Genomic DNA, 24,335 nt, shown 5'->3' on the forward strand with positions numbered 1-24,335 from the left:
AGGAAAAATCCGTGTCCGCTTTTTGTAGTTTTAATGCATTGTCAACAGCTTCGCCTGCATTGCCACCGTTAAAAGCGGTAACACCCGAAAGCCAGGTTGCAACTTTCTCCCTATTGGCTGAAAGCCATGAACGGGCAGCATGTTCGGGATCTTCACCATGGTCAAGAACATTGACCATTAACCGGTTTTCCATGTCGACATCAAAAGCAAGATTGCCAAGAAAGCGCGTTACATTCGGGCATTCCCGACTGTAATTGCGGCGAATATTGGTGCCGACTTTGGCATTGCCGAAATTTTTCCCGAAATATTTGTCACCACCGGAAAGATAGGCCATTTTGAAGCGCAAATTCATCGGGTGCGGTTCCCAGCCCAAAAAAACGATTGGCCGGTTTTCGTGAATACGCGCTTCTACTTCGGCAAGCATGGCCTGTTCGGAGGTTTCGACAATGTGGAAATCTTTAAGCCCTAGATCTTTGTCATCAAGGAGCGACAGGATAAGCCTGTTACCATCATTTCCGGGTTCAACACCATAAATGGCGTAACCAAGCTCGGGCCCGAACTTTTTGATATCCTCAAAAGTTTTCAAGCCTTTCTCATAGGCAAATTGTGGCACAGCCAAGGTATATTTGGCGCCTTCAAGATTATAGCCTAAAAGTTCGACACTGCCGTCATCACGATAGGGGGTGAAATCCGGTGTCATGGAAGGGTTCCAATAGCCGAGAAAAACGTCGATATCGCCATTGGAAAGCGAGGCATAGGTAACCGGAACCGATAAAATGCGCGTTTCTGTTTCATAACCCAACGCTTCAAGAAGCGTGGTTGCTATCGCTGTTGTAATGGAAATGTCGGTCCATCCGGTATCGGCAAAACGGACTGTTTTACAAGCTTGCGGTTCTGCTGCATGCGAAGGAGCAATTCCTGCCTCTATTGTGAGAAACAGGCTGAAGAAAAAAATCGCTATGTTTTTTAAAATGCCTGACAAAGTTTCGGGCTACTCCATGATTACACATCATCCAGCTTAAGGACGGGGTTAGACTATTTCAACAAAGAATGAAATAAGGTTCACAAGAAAAGCCTTGTATAATGGAATCCTGCCATGCAACTTCCCGCTCAATTAAAAAGCGCGCTCGACGAAATTTTTCAAACGACCAATACGGCCGACCTAGAAAAAGCTTCAAGCCGTCTTACCAAACGTTACCGCGATGAAGTGCTGGACGGGAAAATGCATATTGGTAACAAAAATGCGGCTCTCGGTTATGTTGCTGCGCGTTTTCCTGCAACTTATGCCGCCGTGTTTTCAGCACTCCAACAAGTTCAGAATATTGTTCCATCCTTTTCACCATCAAGCCAGCTTGATGTCGGTGCCGGTCCGGGAACCGCAGTTTTTGCGGCTACAAGACTTTTCCCCGCACTTGAAAATGCAACGCTCATTGAACAAAGCAATGATATTATTGCTATCGGTAAAAAGCTGTTTTCAGCGACCCTTGCCCATGACGATAGCAGCCCGTCCGAGAAAAAACAGGTGACAACAGATTGGCAGAATATGGATATTTCTTCTGCCTATTTTGAAAATCTCGGCAAAGCGGATCTTGTCACAGCAAGTTACGTGCTCGATGAACTTTCCGAAAAAATACAGGATCGCCTTGTTGATGGCCTATGGAACAAGACCGGAGACATACTTTTCCTCGTTGAGCCGGGTACGCCTGCCGGTTTTCAAAGATTGATCCGCCAACGTGACAGGCTAATTGAAAAAGGCGCCCATATTGTTGCACCTTGCCCGCATGAATTGGCTTGTCCGATCGTGCCTCCTGACTGGTGTCATTTTTCGGTAAGAGTAGAACGCTCGCGCACCCACCGGCTTGCCAAACAGGCGATCGTTCCATTTGAAGATGAAAAATTCTGTTATCTCGCGCTTTCGCATAACCAACCAGATGTGCAATATTGTCGCATCCTTTCCCGTCCGCTCCGCTCGAGCGGAAAAATAAGCTGTTACCTTTGCACCCCTGCGGGGCAAAAGGAAGCCGTCACTTCCACGCGCAAAGACAAAAAAAATTATTCTGTGATGCGGCGTTCGGATTGGGGCGACAGTCTGAAAATCTAAAACCTAAGGTTGTAGAATTTTGTTGACTATTATAAACCCTCACCTATATTCGTGATTGCCGCACAACAGAACTTCAGTTCTTGCAGTGCAGGCGACAGGTGTCTAGGTCCCCCGCTATTTCCTACACCTGTGCCCCCCTTTCTTAAGAGGGGGAGAAAAGTCCGGGTTCCCAATGCCCGGACTTTTCTTTATCTTTCAATATTTTAAACAATTTGATCTATTGTTCTTATCTCGAGTATATCCAAGTTTTTGAAACTTCAGAATTTACGCCTTTCAAGTGTTTAAGTGGAATCATAAAAGCGAATCGAATTTCTATAGTTTTAAAAAATCCATAAAAATTTTAAGATCAAGCTGATCAGTTCGATAAAGTCGTCGTTAAACATTGAAAATTTTTTTAAGAATTATTTTTACAACAAATTCTAAGTAAGAATTTTTATTTATTAAAACTCTATTTGAATATAATGGGGCGCATAAAACGATGAGGGTAGTTCGAAAAACGGTGTTTGATGCGTTTGTCGGGCAAGTCAAGGACGTATCAGAGCAAGTCGTCGGGTTATGCGGTTTTGGAAAAAGACAGTCCGGTTTTTCGTTTCATTTATGACAAATGGGTTGGAACACCACGAAAATTGCCATGCCCGTTTCGGTTGCAGAAAAGAATAAGCGTTTTTCACCATAATGTTTTCTGTTGCCTTGATATGGCGGAAAGGTTAAAAGAATTTTTATGAACAATAAACGCACATTCATGATCTGGTGGTGGGGTTGCTTCTAGCGGCCCTGATTGCTTGTGCGTAAAATTCAAGACGAGGTCGCGACGGAAAAACCGGGCGGCCTTTTTTATATACTCCGTTCCGGTGGTGACCTTAAAAACAGAGCGGAGTTTAAAAATGGATAAAAACATGGTTGGTGGAAAGACTTTTGAATATCTCACGAAAGGGGACATAAAGGTTCGCCGTTCGTGTAAGGATATTGCCTATGAGGGTGCAATCGACAAAATGGTTGAAGCACTTGATAGCCGCCGCGGGGCCATTTTTTCTTCAAACTATGAATATCCGGGGCGCTATACGCGGTGGGATTCGGGCATTATCGACCCACCTATTGCTATTACGTCGCGCGGACGGGTTATGAAAATCGAGGCGCTGAACGAGCGCGGAAAAATTATCCTTGATATGATCGAGCCGCGCCTAGAGATTCTTGACGCGGTGGAAGCAACCGAACGCACTGCCAACAAATTGACACTTACGGTCAAAAAACCGGGGCGCGTCTTCAACGAGGAAGAACGTTCCCGTATGCCGTCGGTTTTTTCTCTTTTACGGGCAATTTGCGATATTTTTCGTTCAACGGAAGATCAGAGCCTCGGGCTTTACGGAGCCTTCGGTTATGACCTTGCGTTCCAGTTCGAACCCATCGAATTTAAAATCAAACGACCTGAAGACCAGCGCGATCTGGTGCTTTACCTGCCTGATTCCATTCTCATTGTTGACCATTATTCGGCGCGCGCATGGATAGAAAATTACGACTTTTCTTTTTCCGATATGTCGACTGCAGGTTTAAGCCGCAAAACGGTTGAACAGCCATTCAAAGCGGCAAACACCATTCCGCAAAAAGGCGATCACAAAAAGGGCGAATATGCCGCTTTGGTAAGAGAAGCCAAGGAAAGTTTCAAGCGCGGCGATCTTTTTGAAGTGGTACCGGGGCAGACATTTTACGAGCCATGTCCGGCAAGTCCTGCGGCAATCAGCAAAAGGCTGAAACTCACCAATCCTTCGCCCTATTCGTTTTTTATCAATCTGGGGCAGGAAGAATATCTCGTCGGTGCTTCGCCTGAAATGTATGTTCGCGTGACCGGAAGGCGGGTTGAAACCTGCCCGATTTCCGGAACAATCAAACGCGGGCAGGATGCCATTGCAGATTCCGAGCAGATTTTGACATTGCTCAATTCCAAAAAGGATGAATCGGAATTGACTATGTGCTCGGATGTTGACCGCAATGATAAAAGCCGCGTTTGTGAACCGGGTTCGGTCAGGGTGATCGGGCGTCGGCAAATTGAAATGTATTCGCGCCTCATTCACACGGTTGATCATATTGAGGGACGCTTGCGCAATGGCCTTGATGCATTCGATGCTTTTCTGTCGCATGCATGGGCAGTGACTGTGACCGGTGCACCGAAATTGTGGGCAATGCGTTTTATCGAAAATCATGAAAGAAGTGCGCGCGCATGGTATGCCGGCGCTATCGGTATGATCTTCTTTAATGGCGACATGAATACGGGGCTAACACTTCGCACCGTGCGCATCAAGGATGGTGTGGCATCGGTGAGAGCCGGCGCAACTTTGCTTTACGATTCCAATCCGGAAGACGAAGAAAAAGAGACGGAATTGAAAGCGTCTGCCATGATTGCTGCTATTCGTGACAGCGCCAAACCGTTACCGAAAGCCGTAAGGCAGGAAAAAGAAAAGCCGGGTACGGGGGTCAATATTCTGCTTGTCGACCATGAGGATTCATTTGTGCACACGCTTGCCAATTATTTCCGCGAGACAGGCGCGAAAGTGACAACGGTGAGAAGCCCTGTCGATGAAAAGGTGTTTGAAACGGTCAATCCCAGTCTCGTTGTTTTGTCACCGGGGCCGGGAACGCCAAAAGATTTCAACTGTGAAGACACAATCAATAAGGCAAGGGCGCGTAAAATTCCGATTTTCGGAGTTTGTCTGGGATTGCAAGCTTTGACAGAAGCGTTCGGTGGAAGCCTTCGTGTTCTTGATAAACCGATGCATGGCAAACCCTCGCGCATTAATATCATTGGCAAAAGCTTGTTGTTTAAGGATCTGCCAAAAGAAATAACGGTTGGCCGCTATCATTCGATTTTTGCCGACCCGAGCCGTCTGCCTGCCGAATTCGATGTGACAGCAGAAACCGCTGATGGTGTTATCATGGCAATCGAACATAAAAGCCTGCCGATTGCGGCTGTCCAGTTCCATCCTGAATCAATCATGAGTCTTGGTGGCAATGTCGGTATGGCAATCATTGAAAACGTCGTTTCAAAATTGGTCAGGAAAGCATGGCGATGACAGATGCGGATTCAAGGCTGAAACAATTGGCAATATGGTCTATCCCTGTTGCCATTGTTGTTTTTGCGCTCAAATATTTCGCGTATTATGTAACCGGTTCTGTAGCTCTCTATTCGGATGCGCTGGAATCGATTGTCAATGTCATTGCGGCAATTGCTGCTTATGTTGCCATCCTTATCAGCATGAAACCGGCCGATAACGATCACCCGTTCGGCCACACCAAGGCAGAATATTTTTCGGCAATTCTTGAAGGTGCGATGATTTTTGTCGCGGCCATCATGATCTTGCGTGAATCATGGCCTTTACTGACGTCTGGCCATTTGCCGGAACAACCCGGATATGGGCTCGCGATCAATCTTGCAGCGAGTGCCATCAATGCAATCTGGGCTCTCATTCTGATAAAACAGGGTAAAATTTCGCATTCACCGGCATTGAAAGCCGACGGTATGCATTTGATGACCGATGTTTTTACTTCTTTCGGCGTGCTTGCAGGCCTTCTTGCGGCGATTCTGACAGGGTGGGCCATTCTTGATCCGGTGCTTGCCATTATTGTGGCCTTGAATATTCTCTGGCAAGGGTGGAAGGTCATCAACAATTCGGTACAAGGGTTGATGGATGTCGGCGTCGAGCTTGAAGAGACGATGCGCATCAGAGACACTATTTCAAGCCATGCGGCCGGTGCCATTGAAGCGCATGATTTGCGCACACGTGTGGCCGGTCAGGTCACCTTTATAGAATTTCATCTGGTGGTTCCTTCAAAAATGACGGTGGGAGATGCCCACGATATATGCAACAGAATCGAAGATGCTCTTAAAAAAGAAGTCGAAAACGCACGTATCGTTATTCACATCGAGCCGGAAGAGGAGGCAAAACTGCCAAAGGGGACGACTGCCGTTCCCATTGCATGAGGAGCATTATGTTAAAAATCAGAAATTTGAAAGAAACTGTTTTGTCCGATCATTGGACAAAACTGACAGCCGTTTCCTATGAGCAGCAGGATGCGGATGGCACGTGGAAAACGCTAAAGCGCGAGACCTATCATAATCGCAATGGCGCTGCGGTTCTGCCCTATGACGCGGAAAGAAAAACTGTGCTTTTTGTCAAGCAGTTTCGTGCACCTGTCTATCTTGCATCCGGTTCCATGTATGTTCTGGAAGCTTGTGCCGGCCACATAGAAAAAGACGAATCGGCCGATGAAACCATGCTGCGCGAGGCAAAAGAGGAATTAGGCTACCAGATACACAATCTCGAACTTGTTTTCAAAGGCTTCACAACACCGGGATTTTCAACCGAGCAGCTTTGGCTTTACCTTGCGCGTTACCGCCCGCAGGATCATCATTTTGCTGGCGGCGGGCTTGTTCAGGAAGGCGAAAATCTCGAAATTGTCGAAATGTCCGTTGAAGAGGCAATAAAGCTTAACGACAAAGGACAGATCAACGACATGAAAACAGCTCTGCTTATAAACCTGCTGCGCCACCGCTTGAAACTTTGATCGGTCACAAGGCTTTTCGAGCCTTAAAGGAAGGGGGACGAGGCTTTGTAATGAGATTATGTGCGGCTTTGAAGCCGCGTGGGCACAACTTTTCAATAATCGCCGACAAAGCCTTGATTGCCACAAGCGGGATATCAAGAAAAGTGTAATCATCCGGATAAGGGTAATAAAAGTTATCAGGGCTTTGAACCAGCGTCGGCATGACTGTCGTCTAGCGCCAAGCTTATGAATAAGAACCCTGATTGCCAAAATCTCGCCATCCTGACAAGGGTAACGAATCTTTTAAGACAAGGGTTATCAAAGCTTTGATGAAGAGCATGTGCGTGTTTTATAAAACGGGTTGCGCTTGAAAAAAAGCTATGTCATATTTTCAACCATGGAAAAGTTTGATTCACAAAAGCTGTTTGATTTTTGCCGCGTCACGGATGCGGGCTTTTGTGCATTGCCATCAAACTTGCTTCTTCTCGGGCTTATGAGCGACTGCCGGGGCCGGTGAGGGGCGCCCGGCGGTCGTTTCCCGCCGGCGTAAATGCTCCTCTTCAACAATCTTCATTTTAAAATATCAACCGGTAACCGGTATTTCAGACGAGCATAAACCATGAGTATTTCACCAGAATTTTCACAAAAAGGCATGCCGACAGCATCGCAAAAATATCAACCTTACCCGCAAGTTTCATTGAAAGACCGCACGTGGCCTGACAAGCGTATTGAGAAGGCACCAATCTGGTGTTCGGTGGATCTACGCGATGGCAATCAGGCTTTGATTGACCCGATGGGTCAAGACCGCAAGGAGCGTATGTTCCGCATGCTTCTTGAAATGGGCTTTCCGGAAATCGAGATAGGTTTCCCATCAGCCTCACAAACCGATTTCGACTTTGCGCGTTGGTGTATTGAACAAGGCAATGTTCCGGAAAATGTAAGTTTGCAGGTGCTGGTGCAATGTCGTCCGGAATTGATTACCCGTACATTCGAAGCATTGGAGGGCGCCAATCATCCGATTGTGCATTTTTATAATTCGACAAGCGAATTGCAGCGGCGGGTAGTGTTTGGCAAAGATGTTGCCGGTATCAAGAAAATAGCAACCGATGCGGCAAAAATGGTCATGGATATGGCTGCAAAAGCCGGCAAACATTACCGTTTTGAATATTCGCCGGAAAGTTTCACCGGTACCGAACTTGAAGTTGCATTGGAAATTTCGAATGCAGTGATCGAAATTGTCAATCCGACGCCTGACAACAAAATGATTTTGAACCTGCCTTCGACAGTGGAAATGTCGACGCCCAATATTTATGCCGACGAAATCGAATGGATGGGGCGCAATATTGACCGCCGTGACAGTGTTCTGATTTCCTTGCACCCGCATAATGACCGTGGTTGTGGCATTGCGGCAGCCGAGTTGGGGCTGCTTGCCGGTGCCGACCGCGTGGAAGGCACACTGTTTGGCAATGGTGAACGGACAGGTAATGTTGATGTTGTCGCGCTTGCATTGAATATGTTTACCCAAGGGGTCGACCCTGAACTTGATTGCTCGAATATAGAAAAGATCAAGGAAGTTTATGAATATTGCAATCAGCTCAAAATTCCGGAACGCCACCCCTATGTCGGTGAATTGGTCTATACCGCTTTTTCGGGTTCGCATCAGGATGCGATCAATAAAGGCATGAAGGCAATGAAAAAGTCGAACAAGACTTTGTGGGAAGTGCCTTATCTGCCGATTGATCCGCAAGATGTTGGCAGAAGTTATGAAGCCATTATCCGCATCAATTCGCAGTCGGGTAAAGGTGGCATCGCCTATATTCTGCAATCCGATTACGGTCTTAATCTGCCACGCGCCCTGCAAATCGAATTTCGTGATGTCATCCAGCACATTACCGATAAAGAAGGTAAGGAACTGCCTTCCAAGCGGATTTATGACGAGTTTGTCAAAACTTATGTCAAACAGAATAATGGGCGCTTCGGCTTTGTCGACTACAAAACCAAAGCAGATCCGAATGAAAAAGGACGCATTAATGTGACGGCAACAATTACCGATCATGGAAAAGAACAAACCATTAAAGGAACGGGTACCGGTCTGGTTGATGGCTTTATCGACGCTTTTTCCAAATATCTGAACGAAAAACTTTCGGTTGTTGATTATTCGGAACATTCATTGCAACGCGGTTCAGATGCCAAAGCCATTTGCTATATGGAAATAGCCTATCCGGAAGGCAAAATCTTCGGTGTTGCCATTGATGAAAATATCGCAACCGCATCGCTTGATGCCATTGTTTCGGCAGTAAACCGGTTGGAACACTAAGCTTTTTAACAAAGTTGAAGATTTTTAAAAAACCTTCAATGCAAAGTGTTGAAAATTTAAAAATCGGGTGAGGTGGGGAACACCAAGCCCGATTTTTTATGTCAACAAACCTTATAATTCATGTCTTTCGGAGAACCGCTTTGCAGAAAAATGAAACGCTGATATTTTTACCTTCGCTTTAAAAAAGCGGGATATTTTCAGTGCAGTTGATTTCGTTTTCGCTGTTTACCACCGTATAGCGCTCAAGCCCGCAATGCCAACTTTCGCAGTCACCATCAATTGTAAACCAGTTGTAATTGGCAGGCGGCTTTTTGCCTCCGAATGCTTGCGAGGCAGAAGCAACGCCAACCACCGGTACATCACGGTCTTTACCATCTATATGTTCAAGCGACGGAACATGGGTATGACCGTGAAGAATAAGCTCGGCACCATGTTGCTTGATAACGCGCTGGAAACGTTCAATACCCCATAATTTTTTATACCAATAGGTTGCATTCTTGTATGGCGGATGATGAATCATCACCACTCTGAAAAGATTGCGTTCCTTGGCTTCGCGTAAAAGGTCGGCCAAATGATAGGCTTGCGCGCTGTCGAAACGGCCGGTAGCAAAAAAAGGTGGCGTGGCGATTGCCGAAGAAACAGCAATAATGGCAACTTGACCGCGAATGCGCATATAGGGAAAAACAGCACTCCAAGCATGGGCTTCTTCGCTCGTAATCCAAGGGCGAAAGGTTTTGCAAGCTTTTTTGAATGCACCCCCGACATAGGCATCGTGATTGCCGAATGTAAGCGAGATATCGCTTGCAGGACCTTGCGCTACAAGCCAGTCCTTGGCAGCAGCAAATTCTCGTGGCAAAGAAAGATTGACAAGATCACCCGAAATAACAAGATGGTCGGCTTGCTTCTGTTTGAGACTTTCCATCAAAGCATCAAGCGTTTGCCTTCCCATTTCACCGGTGCGGTTTTTCTTCCAGTTTATATAACCGGTTAAACGCTTGCCCATAAGCTCGTAGAGACGAGGGGTAGGTAGCGGCGACAAATGAATGTCGGATATATGAGCCAACTGAAACATCCCACAGAACATAGCGAGACAATAAAAATAGGCAACAAAAAAACAAAAGAGCTTGAAAAACAAGAGGATAGAAAGGAAAAAATGGCAAATTTATTGTAAAGCTTTGTAAAAAAGTGGGAAAAATAACAAAAAAGAGACAAGTTTTTCGACTATCAAGAAATCACGATACCATTCGGATGGATGAAACAATCAAAGGTGAAGGGCAAACCGGTCAAAGCAATGGGTGGGAAACATATTCTACAAAACAAAACGTGTTGCCAAAACTGGCTTAAGCATTTTCTTGAAAACTTGACTAAGGCGAAGAGGCACAAGGGGCACGCCCAAGCGAAGGAGTTTGCCCAAGCGAAGGGGCACGCCCAAGCGTTTTTGCAAGCGCCGGAAAAAGCGCATTGGAGCACGCTTTTATGCAAGTACATGCATTTATGCAAGTACATGCATTCGCGACAATAAAGCATGGTCGTCATTCTGTTCCAGACACAAGAAGATAAGTGATAAAAATCAGCTTTAGTCGGTTGATGAGGTCAATGACCGACTGAACTTCAGGAAATGAAGAAATCTTCCTATTCAATCTGCGGATCGAGTATCGCGACACAGCCGACCAAACAACGATAGGGGCGACTTATAACATGAAACGGCAAGGTTAATAAGGAAGAGGGGAACGTTGGGCAACAACCGACGCCAAGCGGGATAGCGAAGGAAAATAGAAGCCTGAACGTTGCTTGTACATCAAGTAACGCTTCGCTTTCCGATTATCAATGCATATGACGGAGCAGATAAAGGGGCAACCTATCGGAGGAGAGCGCGTAAATTTACGCCATATAGTGTCACCATTCTACCCGGATAAAAGCTGCATTCTACCCGGGTAAAAGCTGCTTTATCGCGATGGAAAAAGCAATTGGCTAAAACCGGAATGTGCTTCACCTCTTATGCCGCTCAAGGCTGATCAGGCATTCAAAAGGCAACAAAAAGGCATCGGACAACACTAGAGAACAGACAAGGCCAGAACAGCCAATAATCGAACGAGAACCAAAAGGCTCGGGCACCAAAGGCTCAGGTAACAAAAAGCTTAGGCAACAAAAAAGGACGCTAAAAAGCGTCCTTTTTTTGTGAAAAGTAAACCAAGCCCCCTCAATTTACTTTTTCAAGCCCCCGCCTTTATTAGAAGCGATAGGTTACACCAGCGCCGATCAGCCACGGATCAAGCTTTGCTTTACCGCTGATGTGCTCATCCATACCCAAAGCGGCAGAAGTTGCATTGTTCAGCTTGGCATCGAAATCCGGACGGAGGTAAAGCTTCTTGACATCAAAGTTGAAGCCCCAGTGTTGGTCGAGCATGTAGTCGAAACCAACTTGAAGAGCGCCGCCCCATGTATTGTCGATGTCGAGGTCTTTCAAACCAACGCCAGCGGAGTTGTGGTCGGAATCCTGATTGTAGAAGATTGTGTAGTTAACACCGGCACCAACATACGGCTTGAATGCGCCGAAGTTTGTGAAGTGGTATTGAACAGTAAGTGTCGGAGGCAAGAGCCATGTTTTACCAAGCTTGCCAGCACCTGCTGCATGCAATGAACCTTTACCGTCGATTGACGAATAGGTTGTGCCCAAAATCAATTCGGCAGCGATGTTGTTGGTGAAATAGTAAGTGATGTCGAGTTCAGGAATGACAGTGCTCGAGAAATCCATTTCAGAGCCAGGGATCTGGTGAACACGGCCTTTGTCACGCGGAACAACGCCAAGAGCGCGAACGCGGATCTGCCATGGGCTTTGGGCTTCCTGAACAACAGGCTTGGCACTCTGAACATCGGCAGCCGAAGCTGAACCTGAGAAGCTGAGTGCTGCAGCGATCGCAACGATACTGCTACCGATCAATTTCTTCATATTTACGTCTCCTAAATCAATAAGTGGTGCGTTATTCACATCAGTAGTTGGGTTACTTTCAAAACCATTTAAGCCAAAATATCCATTGATTTGAATCAAACAATAGCCTTTTTGCCGCTTTATCGCCTTGTTTGAAGGCCCACTGTATCATTATTGCAACAAAAACCGCTACCTGTGGAAAAACAACGGCGAAAAACTCGGTTTATGTTAAGTCATTATTAACCAAGTCGAATCAACGCCAAGTTATAAAACCGGTTTTTAAAAGAATGTTTCTGTTCCAACTTTGAACAAATGTGACAGTTTAGAAATATATCATTGTGTTCGAGTGGCGCACCGGCTCGCAATAAACACAATAAAACGCTATTTTTTACTTTTTCTGCTCTTCCAATAATTTTGTTGTTGCATATTTTGCTTCTCTTCTTTCAATTGGATCGGGCTTAAGGCGTCTTTTTTTTCAAAAGACGCCAAAGAAGCTGACGGTAAAATAGCTGCCCGAACGGGCTTCAAAAAAACAGGTTGAAATTTATGTTTTTTCCGGTTCAACGACGATGAACAAGTTTTGATTTCTGCTTCTCGCCCTATTGATTTTGTTCGCGTTTTTTTGCCGGTAACAAAAATGGAAAAACATTCAAACGTTTGCGCAGTTTCATCCTCGTCCCCGATGTCCCGAAACGATATTACAATCATTTCCGAGACTCCGGATTATCAGGACATTATCGAAACTATGAATAGCGAGGCTTTCGGCCCCGCCCGTTTTACGCGTGCTGCCCATCTTATTCGTGAGGAAGGGGGGCACGACATGGCTCTTTCGTTCATTGCACTCATAGATAGTAAACTTGTCGGAACAATCCGCATGACGCCAATTACCGTGGGAAAGGTTGATGCCTATCTTCTGGGGCCAATTGTTGTTTCACCGAAATTCAGAAGTCTCGGGCTCGGAGGCCTGCTCATGAACCACACAATAGAGCAGACCAGAAAAGCGGGTGTGCCATTTATTCTGCTCGCAGGGGATGAGCCCTATTACCGTCGTTTCGGTTTTTCCAAAGTATCGGCTGCCGATTTTGTTATGCCTCGTCCGGTCAATCCCGAACGTTTATTGGCTCTTGAACTCGTTGATGGAACAATTGCAGGCGTAAAAGGCCTTGTGTGCCATAAAAGTCAGGCAAAGCGGAGAGGCTGATTTTTTTAAGAGACATGGAAATTCAAAGTTATGTTTCTATTTGACCTTGTGAAAAACGTTTTCTTGGCCTCGACTATTTTGACCTTGATTAAAAGAGCAAATTTTCGAGAGATCTTGCCTTCATTTGATCGTTAGAAAAAGGCATTATTTGCAACTATAACGCGTGCTTATTCAAAAAGCATAAGAGCAATTTTTAATTGTCTTGGCCTTCAAGACCATGGGGTGTGTTTTAAAAATCATTGCTTCAAGTTTTATCAGGCTGAGGAGAGAAGGCGGGTGGGATGAGCCCCTAGCGGCCTTCTCTATACCAGAGACTTGCGAGCAATAGCAGCGAAGCGACAAGTGCCAGAATACCATTAAAAAGCGGGAAGGCAGATGTGTTGGTAAGCCTCGTTTCCGTCGGCGCATTGAGCAAAATGCGGTTTTGCTTATTTGAGGATTCAATGCTTTTACCCTTTATAATGTCGATGGCGGGCAGTTTGATTGTGGCACCCGCTTTCTGGTGGAGTCGCGTGATTGCGCCGCCGGTTGTTTCGGCAAGGGGTGAAAGCTTTTCGCCTGTCGAAATCAATTCGGCATATTCGGGTGAGTTGATCGGGCCAATATGTGTCAAAGCTTCCTTGTCGCCATTGGTAACCTTGAACAATCCGGTTTCATCCGTGTCGAGGTTTGCTTCAAACACGCCCGGCTCGACTTTATTCAAAGTAACGTCGACAGTTTTTCCGGAGGGAAAATAGACTTTTGCAATTTCCGGTTTGTCAGCCATGGTTTGACGGCGAATGGTAAGGCGGTTTTCTTCACCCGATGCTGTCAGCGCTTCTTCCTCAAGCTCCGGTTCTTTCATCAACCAATGGGCCATGCGTCTATAAAGCGCAGCATAGGGGCCACCACCTTCAAAACCGCGTGCCCATAGCCACCCTTCATCCGATAGCAACATACCAACGCGTCCCTTTCCCATATGGGAAAGCAACATAAGCGGGCGGTTATCTGCGCCATTCATGACAACAGTGCTTTTCGAGGTGTCCTGGACAGCAAGCTGGCGTAACCAGCGCCCCCAATTGCCCTTTATGGCATCCTGCGTTTTGGAAGATTCGTCTTTTGCCGTCACTCCGGTGAGACCGCGTGTAACAGGGTGGCGCATTCCGGCTTTGGTAACGGCCGGAGTAAACGGTTTTTCTATCACCTCGCCGCTTGGCAATGCCGGTAAAACGCTCAACAGTGGTGTACGGGCAAGAGAATTTTCGCCAGCAAATTCAGGCCCTGTTGCCATCAGCAGTGCACCGCCATTTTTCACATATTGGGCGACATAGTCGTAATAGATCAAAGGCAATACATTATAGTGCTGGTAACGGTCGAAAATTACCAGATCAAAATCGTTGATTTTGTCGACAAAAAGTTCGGTCGTCGGAAAGACAATCAGGGAAAGTTGGCTTAGCGGCGTATTGTCGGCTTTCTCCGGCGGGCGTAAAATTGTGAAATGCACAAGGTCGATACTGGGGTCGCTTTTTAAAAGGTCGCGCCATGTGCGTTCGCCATTATGCGGTTCCCCCGAGACAAGGAGGACGCGCAAATTTTCGCGCACGCCGTCAATAATTGTAACTGCCGCATTGTTGACACTGGTGAGCTCGCCTTCAAGCGGAGATGTTGAAACTTCGATAATGTTCTTTCCGGCATGCGGAAGCGTAATTTCGGTTTCAATTTCCCTGTTTGTTTCTTGGGCTTGATGGAGAACAACATTGCCGTTGACTTTAAGTTCCACCATTGCCTTATCGGCGGAAGAGGGGACCTTCCCTTTATCGTCTATTGCAAACCTGATTTTGAACGGTTTGTTGGTAATTCCGAAACGTGGCGGATCGACAAACCTGATCTGCCGGTCATATTCGTCGGGTTCACCGGTAATAAGGGCGTTGACAGGTTTTTCACCCGACGTATTGGCGTTTGCCGCCTCTATGTCGTGGACTTGTCCGTCAGTAATCAGGATTGTGCCGGCATAACGGGAAGGTGGTACATCGGAAATTGCCTCGTTTAACGGCGTGAACAACCTTGTTTCACTACCGTTACTATTGTCGGAAACGGTTTTTGTATCAATGTAACGCGGTTCGAATTCCGGATGTTTTGAAAATTCTTGTTTTAAGGCTTCGAGTGCCTCTTCACTATCTTTGGTGCGGTTGCCGAAATTCTGGCTCTGGCTCTTGTCGACCACCACGCCGACAATGCTTGTTAGTGGCTCTCTTTGTTCTTCGACCATGACAGGGTTGAGGAGGGCAAGTGCAAGAACCGCAAGCGCAAGAGTTCGCAAAATTGCACCGCGTTTGCGCAAAACAAGTGCCACAACGACAAATAAAAATGCCACGCCGATCAGTGCGAGACTTGATGTCCAGGATAAAAACGGTTCAAACGCAAGTGACTGGTTCATTGTGATTTTTCCTGTCCCAAACGTTCAAGAAGTGCCGGCACGTGCACCTGATCGGCTTTGTAGTTTCCGGTAAGAATATACATAACAATATTGAGCCCCCCGCGGAAAGCCCAGACGCGTTGCATTTCATCATCGGGTACAAGCGGGTATTTCCATGCGCCTTTGCCATCATGTGCCCAGGCACCGGCAAAATCATTGGCGGTGATAAGAATCGAGCTTACGCCATCGCCTGCATGGATCGGGCGCTTGTCGTTGCCTCCGAGCGCCGATGATAGAATCCACAAAGGCGAGCCCCTGTAACGACCGGGAAAATCCGGCATAATGAAAAACGAGCGCGAGATTACATGGTCGGGCGGGGCCTGTTCGAGTTCGGGAATGTTGAGACCATTGAGAATATCGCGCAGGCGCTGGTTATTGGCAGTGGTTTTACCACTCAAATCCATGCCGGTTTCAATCTGGTCATGGGTGTCAAACAAAACTGTGCCGCCCTGACGCATATAAGTGTTGATTTTGTCGATGGCTTTTTGTGTCGGCATTGGCGAATTTGCGTCGACCGGCCAATAGATGAGTGGATAAAAGGCAAGCTCATCCTTATCAAGATCAAGACCGGCAACAGGACCCGGATCAATTGTGGTACGCGTTTGGAGAAATTGGCTCAACGCTTCAAGACCGGTTTTGCTTGTGTCATCAATTTCATCAAGGCCGGTTATGACGTAAGCAAGGCGGGTTTTGCCTGCCGATTGCACCATGGCCGCATCATTGGCAGAAAGCTTTTCGGCAAAGACCGGTTTGGAAACAAACATTTGGCCGATCGCAAAAAGAACTGTTACGGCAAGAGCAAGAACAAGAAATTTGCCTTTGCTAAAGCGCAAGCCCGATTTCGGGCTAAACAGTCTCGAAGCACCGAGCGTGACAAGCGTATCAAGTGCAAAAAGCGCAATAGCAATTGCCAAAAGCGGACCGGTCAGGTGTTTTTCAACATCATCCGAATAGTCCATCAAACGTACTTTTCCAGCAAAAATTTCGGTTTCAAGCGGCATGAAACTGTCTTCTTTATCAAGGAGATTAACCGCATAGAGATTGTCTTTCTGCCCATAAAAACCGGGGGGATGGTTGAAAGAGGGGAGAGCTTCCGTTTTATCATTCAAAGTAAGCGGAGAGACTGTCGAGGGTGCGGGAACAAGTTCGCCGTTTATATCAATCACCTGCCACGGTTCACGCGCGATATTTTCATCGTTTTTCTTGGCACTGTTGTCGTCACCGGTATGACCGCCGGTTTCTGTAAGTCGCTGCATCATATCGACAAAAAAGCCGGAAAGCGGCAGCGTTGACCATGTCGGATCGGCTGAAGTATGAATAAAAATCAACATACCTTTACCGCGCGCGCGAGCGGTAACAAGAGGCGTGCCGTCGGCAAGACTGAGCCATGTATGATCAAAAAGTTCGGGGCTTGGTTCGGCGAGAATTTGCCGCGAAACAGTAACATCCTCCGGATAGGCAAGATCGGCAAAAATGCCTTTTTTCGGCAAAGGCGCAAGTTTTTGTGGTGTTGCCCAAGACATCACCCCGCCCAATTGCCTCTCACCATGGCGCAATTTTACCGGCAGCAATATGTCTTCATTATCGTTGCTTGCAAGATTTTGACCGGCAAAGCGGATAAGCGCGCCACCGTCTTCGACAAATCGGTTCAGTTTTTGCTGTGCCGCTTCGGGCATATTGACAACATCACCCAGAATAATTGTCGAGGGATGCTGGAGCGTTAGTTTATTTATAGCCTCGTCGAAACTGGCGCTATTGACCGCAACAATATCGACATGTCCCTGAAGGGCTTTATCGACATAATAGAGCGGCGATAGCAAGGGTTGTGTCAATTCATTTAAAGAAGGGGCAACCATTCCCACCCGATAGACGTGGTTTCTTGTATCGGAAAGGAATGTGCTTGCAACGTCCTGTTGGCCGTTTACCTTGATTGCAGCGATATCGTTTTTCATTTCAAGCGGTAAATTGAAAGCCGAAACAGTTGAGGTTTCTCCGTCTTCAAAACGGGATTCTGTGTCTGCAATCATCCGCCCTTCACGGTCAAAGGCGCCAAGAGAGAGAATTTTTTCACCATCCGCTTTTCCGCGCACAAGGTCGACAGACAATGATCCGCTTTCGTTCTTGGCTGATGTAACACCGACAAGGTTTGAAATGCTTTCCTCATAAAGCAAGATATTGCTTTCGGCATTGGCCAGAAGTTTGTGAAACGCATCGCCATCTTCAACCATGCGCAATCCGTCCGACAGATAGGCAATATCGGCTTTTTCACCCTTAAGCGCGGCTTCAAGCCGCTTGATGACAGATAACCGGTGGGTGGGTAAGGGGAGCGGGCGCATTGTGTAAATGCGTTTTGTTGATTCTTCGCTATTGAGAGGGCGGATATCCTGATTGTCATTGTCGGCAGTCGCCGCAATGTAGATTGTCTTTTTTGCCGCTTCCGCCTGTTTTACAAGATCAAGTGCAGCATTGACGCGTTTTTCCCAGTCGTGAACCGATGACCAGCCATTATCAATAACAACAACAAGGGGGGCATTGCCTTTCAAAACAGTTGTTGACGGACGCCAGATCGGGTCGGCAAAGGCAAAAATAACAATCGCTACCATCAAAAGGCGCAACAAAAGCAACCACCATGGCGTGCGGTTCGGTGTTTCCTGTTTATTGGCAATTTTTAACAAAAGCTGAAGCGGCGGAAATTTTTCCTCCGTCGGAGCCGGTGGTGTGACATGAAGAAGCCACCAGATTGCCGGTAGAGCAATCAGAAAAAGCAGGAGAAACGGTGCAGCAAAGCCCATGCCTATCCTCTCCTGTAGCCGGAAGCCTGACCGATCATGGTGGCAAGCGCCAGAATGACTGAACTCGGTTTTTTGTCGGTTGGCGCGACATGATAGCTTGCACCGGTGTTTTTAGCGAGATCGGCAAAACTCTGGCGGCGCGCTTTATAACTCAGCAAATAAGCGTCGTGAAATGTTTCCGCACGCCCTGCAAGGAAACGCTGGTGGCTTTCCGGATCAATGAATTCGACCCGTCCATGATAGGGAAAACGTTCTTCGGCAGGGTCGCAGACTTCGACAAAATGTGCAGTGACATTGGCGCTTGCAAGTTTTGCAAAATTTCCGGCAATTTTTACCGGATCATCCAGAAAATCGCTTAATATGATAATATGCGAATGGCGGCTTACGTCCGGAAAATTGCCAAATGTCAATTGCGTTTTGAGCGTTGTAAAGTTGAGTGCCATTTCCTCGGCTGCATTGCGCGAGCGTGTCGGTGCCATGAGACCGGGCACGGCAACACGTTCGCCGGAGCGGGCAAAAAGCTCGCAAAGAGTCAGCGCCATCAACATGGCATAACTATCCTTGGGCATGTCGGAAAAGCGTGATTGATAGTGCATTGATGGTGATTGGTCAGGCAATATCCACACGGTTTGAGCTGCGGCCCATTCCTGATCGCGAAGATAGATATGATCGTCGCGCGCCGAACGGCGCCAGTCAATGCGTGAAACCGGTTCGCCTTCCACATAGGGGCGGAACTGCCAGAAATTATCGCCGTTGCCGCGTTTTTTTCTGCCATGATAGCCGCTCATCAGTGTATTGGCGATGTGGCGTGCCTCGACAAGCAGATCAGGCAATCTCGCTGACTGGATGCGGGCTTTCACCGCAAGGTCGGTTGGTGCTTCCACATTGATGTCGCGAGCAATAGCCATTATTTGTTTTCGCTGTCCGTTCTTTTCGGGGGGTAATGTGTCCCGTTATCTTCTATTCCTGTTATTCGATGTTTTTAACAAGATCGTCGATCACTTCAAAAATTGTAAGCCCGTCGGCACGTGCCGTGAAGTTCAAGGCCATACGGTGTTGTAAAATCGGAAGTGCCAACGCTTTGACATCATCAACCGAAGGGGCGAGCCTTCCCTGATAAAGCGCGCGTGCCCTTGTGCACAAGGAAAGCGCCTGCGAGGCACGTGGCCCCGGTCCCCATGCAATATGCTTTTTGGCATGCTCGTTATCGGCATCGGGACGGGCAGAACGCACCAGTTTCAAAATGGCATTGACGACATTTTCGGAAATCGGCATTTGCCGTACCATGTTCTGAATGACTTTTAGCTTTTTGCCATCAAGCACCGGTTTGACAGTTTCTTGTCCGGCGCCGGTTGTTTCGATGATAATGCGCCGTTCGGTATCAATATCGGGATAATCGACATTGATCTGCATCAGAAAACGGTCAAGCTGGGCTTCCGGAAGCGGATAGGTTCCTTCCTGTTCAAGCGGGTTCTGTGTTGCAAGCACATGAAAGGGGCTCGGCAAATCATATTGTTCACCGGCAACCGTGACATGATATTCCTGCATGGCCTGTAAAAGTGCCGATTGGGTTCTGGGTGAGGCACGGTTGATTTCATCAGCCATCAAAAGCTGGGTAAACACCGGACCCTTGATATAGCGGAAAGAACGTTTGCCACTTTTGTCGGTATCCATGACTTCCGAACCGATAATATCGGATGGCATCAGGTCGGGGGTAAACTGGATGCGTTTTTCATCCAGTCCCAAAACAGTGCCCAATGTTTCGACAAGGCGGGTTTTTGCAAGCCCCGGCACGCCAACAAGAAGTGCGTGCCCGCCGGAAAGAATGGCAATAATGCTGTTTTCGACAACATCGCTTTGACCAAAAACCACTTTGTCGATGGTGGCGCGCAAAGTTTCAAAAAGCTTTCCGACATTGTCAAAATCGGCGACTATCTCTGCCGCATCTTCAGTTGCAGTCTTTTTCGCTGCAACCGGTTTGGGAGCTACTTTCTTTCGAGGCTTGAGGGCGGATGCGCCTGTTTTATTCTTTTCCAGCCCGGCTGTTGTTTTAGAAGCGCTTCTCATGGCTTTTCCCCAGAACTTTTTGGCTACGTGGCCAAATGCGATTGACGGTGAGAGAATTTGTCACCACCTTCATCTCTGAACAATGACTATTTCAAGGCTTGTAACAGAAAAATAACAGAAATGAAGCGTTTAAACGGTCCTCACAGACAATTTGAAGAAAAGGTTTTTTAAAATTGGTGGCCGAAAGCATAGCAATTCAAATTGCTGACATTGTCAAAAAATTCAATGAACCGGAAGTTCTGTCGCCAGCACCAGAGGCTTTGAACGGCGATCAAAACTTGAACCGGCCATTTTCAAATTCGCTTATTCTGCGCCAAAAATCCGATCGCCCGTCATGGCAGCGCTCGGCTGTCCTTATCGGGATTATTGAAAAGTCGAATGCCCCGCATCTCGTTTTGACGAGACGAACATCGAAACTTCATAACCATGCAGGCCAAATTGCTTTTCCCGGTGGCAAAAGAGAAGATCAGGATAAAAGCGACGAGATGACCGCACTGCGCGAGGCGCGCGAAGAAATCGGCCTTCAACCGGATTATTTTACAAAACTCGGTGAACTTTGCTTCCATTATACTTCGACAGGATTCGAGATCCGTCCGGTCGTCGGTTTAATCGGGCAAGGGGCACAATTTGTTAAAAATGATAACGAGGTTGATGAAATATTTACTGTTCAGTTATCTTTTGTGCTTGATTTAAAAAATTATGTGATCGTTTCAAAGACGGCTGGCGCTGAAAAGCGGAGCTTCTATGCACTTTCCTACGAGAACCATTATATATGGGGTGCGACGGCTGCAATGATTCGTTCGCTCGCAGAAAGGTTATCCCGGTGACTACGCTTAATATCGCCAAAAAAGCCTTGTGGCTTCACGATGAGGGGCTGCAACAACTGCTTCATTGTCTTTCGGAAAATGGCGAGGAAGCGCGCGTGGTCGGCGGTGCTGTGCGCAACCAGCTTTTGGGCTATCCGGTGAACGACATTGATATTGCAACAACCTGTGTGCCCGATGAAATTATCAAGCGGGTAAGCGAAAAAGGTTTCAAAGCGGTGCCCACAGGCTATGAACACGGCACAATCACGGTGGTGGTGAATGGCCACTCCTATGAGGTGACGGCACTTCGAGCCGATATCGAACCCGACGGGCGTCGGGCAAAGGTCATATTCGGCCGCGACTGGAAAACCGATGCTAAAAGGCGCGATTTTACAATCAATGCCATTTATGCCGATGCCAACGGTAAAATTTATGATGATGTCAACGGGCTTGCCGACATTGAAAGCGAGACATTGCGTTTTATTGGCACGGCCGAAGAGCGTATTCGCGAGGATTATTTGCGCATTTTAAGGTTTTTCCGCCTTTATGCGTGGGTTGGTAAGGGGCGTCCCGATGCCGAGGCTATCAAAGCATGTGCACGCCTAAAAGATGGACTTTTGCAATTATCTGCCGAACGGGTGTGGTCGGAAGTTAAAAAAATGCTTTCCGCTCCCGACCCGACGCGGGCGCTTTTATGGATGCGGCAAGCTGCGATTTTGGGAATTATTCTTCCTGAAACAGAAAAATGGGGGATTGATGCGTTCCGCCCGCTGATTGAAACCGAACGTGTTATGAGGCTTCCGCCCGATCCGTTATTGCGTCTTTTTTCCATTGTGCCGCGCGATGAAGTGCGTTTGAAAAAAATGGCCGAGCGCTTGCGTTTTTCCAAGTTAGAAAAAACGCGATTGATGGATTTTGCCCGTATTTCTCCGATCAAATATAATTCTTCCGATATCGAAATTAAAAAACTTGTCTATCATCATGGCAAACAGGCCGTTCTTGATGAATTGACATTGGCGCTTTCCAATGCACGTGCCCATGCTTTGAGTAATGATAATGCACTTGTCGAGGCCAGCCATTATACACGGCTTAGAAAATTGGCCGAGCATTATGAGGTTCCGGTTTTTCCGTTAACAGGAAAGGATCTGTTACCTCTTGGCATTACCGAGGGGCCGGCTATCGGACACAAACTTAAAGCGCTGGAAAAACGTTGGGTGGAAAGCGGCTTTTTACTGGACCGGAAAGCGCTCCTTGATTTGGCAACAGCCTGACCGGCTATTGCGCAATTGTCATGAAGCTTGCTTTCATGCTTGATGTGATGACAATGCATTTCAAGCGTGTTGTTTTATAAAATAGTGAAAGCCGTTCAGGTCGTTTTGTTTATTTGTGGCTAAACCGATTTGGTTTTGTTCGGTTAAATGACTAAAGCCATTTCGGGTTTTCATTTTGTTAAATGACTAAAGACACTTAGCGTTTTTATTTGGTTAAATGGCTAAAGCCATTTAACGGTCGGCGGCAGGGAAGACAGAATGCTCTCGATATTTCCGCCGGTTTTGAGCCCGAAGATGGTGCCCCTGTCATAAATAAGGTTGAATTCGACATAGCGGCCACGCTGGACAAGCTGGGCATTTCTTTGTTTGTCCGTCCATGGCTTATTGAAATTTTCACGCACAATAGAGGGATAAACAATGTCGAAAGCGCGTCCGACATCCTGCGTAAAGCTGAAATCGGCTTCCCAACCACCAGCTTCCTTGCTGCTGTGGAGCCAATCGTAAAATATGCCGCCAACGCCACGCGGTTCTTTGCGGTGTTTCAAATAAAAATATTCGTCGCACCATTTTTTGAATTTCGGATAATCGGCAACAGTGGGGTGGCGTTCACAGACATATTGGAACGCCTTATGGAAAGTTTGAGTATCAACATCCGACTGAGTGCGCCGTTCGGCAAGCATCGGCGTCAAATCGGCACCGCCGCCAAACCATTGGCGGGTTGTAACGATCATACGTGTATTGAAATGGACTGTCGGTACATGCGGGCTTTGCGGGTGCACAATAAGCGAGATGCCACTTGCCCAGAAACGCGGGTCATCTTCCGCACCGGGAATTTCTCTTCTGAATTCGGGCGAAAATTCACCATAAATGGTTGATGTTTGCACTGCCGCTTTTTCAAAAACCCGCCCTTTCAACACCGACATGACACCGCCGCCATTCATGCCACCAGGTTTTTCCCAAGGTGTTCTGACAAAAGAACCGGCGGAAAAATTGGAAAATTGGCCGGTCAGTTCCCTTTCAAGTTTTTCCAGTGAATTACAAATTCTATCGCGTAATGATTGGAACCACTCTTCTGCCCGTTTTTTCTTGTCTTCGAGATCGGAAGGCATGTCATCGGGAATATCTCTATTCGTCATAATCCGTCTTAAATCTGTAAACTCGTTTAGAATAACTCTAGAAAAGAGATAAGGGGTGAAGACTGCTTTGTCTACCTCTTAATCACGAGATGATAAATTAACCACCTTATGCCGCGTTAGTTGGCGCAATGCTTCGCTGATGCCGATTGCAACGCTGACCGCAAGGTTGAGAGAACGCGCAACTTTGACCATTGGAATCGTCACTTCGGCGTCCACCGTTTCATGGACATAATCGGGTGCACCCGCTGATTCCCGCCCGAAAAGAAGCACATCATTGTCTTGAAAAGAAAAATCGGTATAGGGAGCATCTGTCTTGGTCGTAAAAAGGATAAGACGGCGGTTTTCGGCCTTTTGCTCTACCAGAAAATGCTGCCAGTCAATGTGCCGCTTCAATGTTGCAATTTCGAGATAATCCATTCCAGCACGCTTCAAATGGCGGTCGGAAAGGTCAAAACCTGCCGGTTCGATAATGTCGACAGGTACGCCGAAACAGGCGCCCAAACGCAAAATCGTTCCGGTATTTCCGGCAATATCAGGCTGGAAAAGTGCAATACGAAGTGTCATGTCTGTTGAATAGGCTTGTCACCCTGCCGTTGTAAAGGGGGAGCGGGCATTCAAAACGTGAACGATTCTATCAATCCTCAAAAATTTGGACTTCCCGCCGATTTGTTTTCTTTTGCGCATCATCTTTCTTTGCAAATTGTCTTCCGTCGCCAAGCGCGCA

Annotated in this window: 17 protein-coding genes and 1 pseudogene; 8 read left to right on the forward strand and 10 right to left on the reverse strand. The window is 47.1% G+C overall.

Going from position 1 to position 24,335, the window contains the following annotated elements; genetic code table 11:
• Window positions 1-25: 25 nt before the first annotated feature.
• Window positions 26-982: pseudogene (gene choX, locus H3V14_RS10840) on the reverse strand (choline ABC transporter substrate-binding protein); the annotation flags it as partial.
• Between the two features lie 114 nt (window positions 983-1,096).
• Between choX and H3V14_RS04280 the strand changes: the two are divergent.
• From H3V14_RS04280 to H3V14_RS04295, 4 genes are all read left to right on the forward strand, one after another.
• Window positions 1,097-2,101 (forward strand): small ribosomal subunit Rsm22 family protein, encoded by a 1,005-nt coding sequence (locus H3V14_RS04280; RefSeq protein ID WP_198226885.1) that lies wholly within the window; start codon window positions 1,097-1,099, stop codon window positions 2,099-2,101.
• Window positions 2,102-2,985: 884 nt separating this feature from the next.
• Complete coding sequence (locus H3V14_RS04285; protein WP_198226887.1) at window positions 2,986-5,166, forward strand: anthranilate synthase; 2,181 nt, start codon at window positions 2,986-2,988, stop codon at window positions 5,164-5,166.
• Window positions 5,163-6,074: a cation diffusion facilitator family transporter gene (locus tag H3V14_RS04290; RefSeq protein ID WP_198222573.1), complete on the forward strand. Its 912-nt coding sequence runs from the start codon at window positions 5,163-5,165 to the stop codon at window positions 6,072-6,074. Before H3V14_RS04285 ends, H3V14_RS04290 begins: the two co-directional genes overlap by 4 nt.
• Window positions 6,075-6,082: 8 nt before the next feature.
• On the forward strand, window positions 6,083-6,658 hold the full coding sequence (locus tag H3V14_RS04295) for an NUDIX hydrolase (protein WP_198226889.1): 576 nt from the start codon (window positions 6,083-6,085) through the stop codon (window positions 6,656-6,658).
• A 4-nt stretch (window positions 6,659-6,662) separates the two neighbouring features.
• On the opposite strand, the gene H3V14_RS04300 is transcribed toward H3V14_RS04295, so the two are convergent.
• Window positions 6,663-6,860, reverse strand: a complete 198-nt coding sequence (locus H3V14_RS04300) for a hypothetical protein (protein WP_198226891.1) — start codon at window positions 6,858-6,860, stop codon at window positions 6,663-6,665.
• Window positions 6,861-7,256: 396 nt separating this feature from the next.
• Between H3V14_RS04300 and leuA the strand changes: the two genes are divergently transcribed.
• A complete protein-coding gene (gene leuA / locus H3V14_RS04305) occupies window positions 7,257-8,954 on the forward strand; it encodes a 2-isopropylmalate synthase (protein WP_198226893.1) in 1,698 nt (565 codons plus the stop codon).
• Between the two features lie 178 nt (window positions 8,955-9,132).
• Here leuA and H3V14_RS04310 read toward each other — a convergent pair whose 3' ends face one another.
• Complete coding sequence (locus H3V14_RS04310; RefSeq protein ID WP_198226900.1) at window positions 9,133-10,038, reverse strand: metallophosphoesterase; 906 nt, start codon at window positions 10,036-10,038, stop codon at window positions 9,133-9,135.
• A gap of 1,146 nt (window positions 10,039-11,184) precedes the next feature.
• Window positions 11,185-11,904, reverse strand: coding sequence for an OmpW family protein (locus H3V14_RS04315; protein ID WP_075868925.1), 720 nt, complete (start codon window positions 11,902-11,904; stop codon window positions 11,185-11,187).
• Between the two features lie 616 nt (window positions 11,905-12,520).
• Between H3V14_RS04315 and H3V14_RS04320 the strand changes: the two genes are divergently transcribed.
• On the forward strand, window positions 12,521-13,084 hold the full coding sequence (locus H3V14_RS04320; RefSeq protein WP_246785008.1) for a GNAT family N-acetyltransferase: 564 nt from the start codon (window positions 12,521-12,523) through the stop codon (window positions 13,082-13,084).
• Between the two features lie 289 nt (window positions 13,085-13,373).
• Here H3V14_RS04320 and H3V14_RS04325 read toward each other — a convergent pair whose 3' ends face one another.
• From H3V14_RS04325 to H3V14_RS04340, 4 genes are all read right to left on the reverse strand, one after another.
• Window positions 13,374-15,500, reverse strand: a complete 2,127-nt coding sequence (locus H3V14_RS04325; protein WP_075868924.1) for a glutamine amidotransferase — start codon at window positions 15,498-15,500, stop codon at window positions 13,374-13,376.
• Window positions 15,497-18,331 (reverse strand): DUF4159 domain-containing protein, encoded by a 2,835-nt coding sequence (locus tag H3V14_RS04330; protein WP_075868923.1) that lies wholly within the window; start codon window positions 18,329-18,331, stop codon window positions 15,497-15,499. The genes H3V14_RS04325 and H3V14_RS04330 overlap by 4 nt, the downstream gene beginning before the upstream one ends.
• A 2-nt stretch (window positions 18,332-18,333) precedes the next feature.
• On the reverse strand, window positions 18,334-19,239 hold the full coding sequence (locus H3V14_RS04335; RefSeq protein ID WP_075868922.1) for a DUF58 domain-containing protein: 906 nt from the start codon (window positions 19,237-19,239) through the stop codon (window positions 18,334-18,336).
• 61 nt (window positions 19,240-19,300) lie between these two features.
• Complete coding sequence (locus H3V14_RS04340; RefSeq protein ID WP_083639719.1) at window positions 19,301-20,398, reverse strand: MoxR family ATPase; 1,098 nt, start codon at window positions 20,396-20,398, stop codon at window positions 19,301-19,303.
• A 176-nt stretch (window positions 20,399-20,574) separates the two neighbouring features.
• Between H3V14_RS04340 and H3V14_RS04345 the strand changes: the two genes are divergently transcribed.
• Together H3V14_RS04345 and H3V14_RS04350 are read left to right on the forward strand one after the other, a co-directional pair.
• The gene (locus H3V14_RS04345) at window positions 20,575-21,225 is read left to right on the forward strand and encodes a CoA pyrophosphatase (protein WP_158025428.1); all 651 of its coding nucleotides are present in this window, start codon (window positions 20,575-20,577) and stop codon (window positions 21,223-21,225) included.
• Window positions 21,222-22,475, forward strand: a complete 1,254-nt coding sequence (locus H3V14_RS04350) for a CCA tRNA nucleotidyltransferase (RefSeq protein ID WP_075868921.1) — start codon at window positions 21,222-21,224, stop codon at window positions 22,473-22,475. Before H3V14_RS04345 ends, H3V14_RS04350 begins: the two co-directional genes overlap by 4 nt.
• A gap of 221 nt (window positions 22,476-22,696) precedes the next feature.
• Here the strand turns inward: H3V14_RS04350 and hemF are convergent, their stop codons facing one another.
• Together hemF and H3V14_RS04360 are read right to left on the reverse strand one after the other, a co-directional pair.
• On the reverse strand, window positions 22,697-23,611 hold the full coding sequence (hemF, locus tag H3V14_RS04355) for an oxygen-dependent coproporphyrinogen oxidase (protein WP_198226902.1): 915 nt from the start codon (window positions 23,609-23,611) through the stop codon (window positions 22,697-22,699).
• 78 nt (window positions 23,612-23,689) lie between these two features.
• A complete protein-coding gene (locus tag H3V14_RS04360) occupies window positions 23,690-24,175 on the reverse strand; it encodes a tRNA (cytidine(34)-2'-O)-methyltransferase (protein ID WP_075868919.1) in 486 nt (161 codons plus the stop codon).
• Window positions 24,176-24,335: the final 160 nt, after the last annotated feature.

Origin of the sequence: Bartonella sp. W8151 (assembly GCF_016100385.1) — a bacterium.
Classification (GTDB): domain Bacteria; phylum Pseudomonadota; class Alphaproteobacteria; order Rhizobiales; family Rhizobiaceae; genus Bartonella; species Bartonella apis.

Coding starts and splice junctions, on each gene's coding strand:
- H3V14_RS04280 (WP_198226885.1), top strand. CDS start 1,097: ATGCAACTTCCCGCTCAATTAAAAAGCGCGCTCGACGAAATTTTTCAA.
- H3V14_RS04285 (WP_198226887.1), top strand. CDS start 2,986: ATGGATAAAAACATGGTTGGTGGAAAGACTTTTGAATATCTCACGAAA.
- H3V14_RS04290 (WP_198222573.1), top strand. CDS start 5,163: ATGACAGATGCGGATTCAAGGCTGAAACAATTGGCAATATGGTCTATC.
- H3V14_RS04295 (WP_198226889.1), top strand. CDS start 6,083: ATGTTAAAAATCAGAAATTTGAAAGAAACTGTTTTGTCCGATCATTGG.
- H3V14_RS04300 (WP_198226891.1), bottom strand. CDS start 6,860: ATGCCGACGCTGGTTCAAAGCCCTGATAACTTTTATTACCCTTATCCG.
- leuA (WP_198226893.1), top strand. CDS start 7,257: ATGAGTATTTCACCAGAATTTTCACAAAAAGGCATGCCGACAGCATCG.
- H3V14_RS04310 (WP_198226900.1), bottom strand. CDS start 10,038: ATGTTCTGTGGGATGTTTCAGTTGGCTCATATATCCGACATTCATTTG.
- H3V14_RS04315 (WP_075868925.1), bottom strand. CDS start 11,904: ATGAAGAAATTGATCGGTAGCAGTATCGTTGCGATCGCTGCAGCACTC.
- H3V14_RS04320 (WP_246785008.1), top strand. CDS start 12,521: ATGGAAAAACATTCAAACGTTTGCGCAGTTTCATCCTCGTCCCCGATG.
- H3V14_RS04325 (WP_075868924.1), bottom strand. CDS start 15,500: ATGAACCAGTCACTTGCGTTTGAACCGTTTTTATCCTGGACATCAAGT.
- H3V14_RS04330 (WP_075868923.1), bottom strand. CDS start 18,331: ATGGGCTTTGCTGCACCGTTTCTCCTGCTTTTTCTGATTGCTCTACCG.
- H3V14_RS04335 (WP_075868922.1), bottom strand. CDS start 19,239: ATGGCTATTGCTCGCGACATCAATGTGGAAGCACCAACCGACCTTGCG.
- H3V14_RS04340 (WP_083639719.1), bottom strand. CDS start 20,398: ATGAGAAGCGCTTCTAAAACAACAGCCGGGCTGGAAAAGAATAAAACA.
- hemF (WP_198226902.1), bottom strand. CDS start 23,611: ATGACGAATAGAGATATTCCCGATGACATGCCTTCCGATCTCGAAGAC.
- H3V14_RS04360 (WP_075868919.1), bottom strand. CDS start 24,175: ATGACACTTCGTATTGCACTTTTCCAGCCTGATATTGCCGGAAATACC.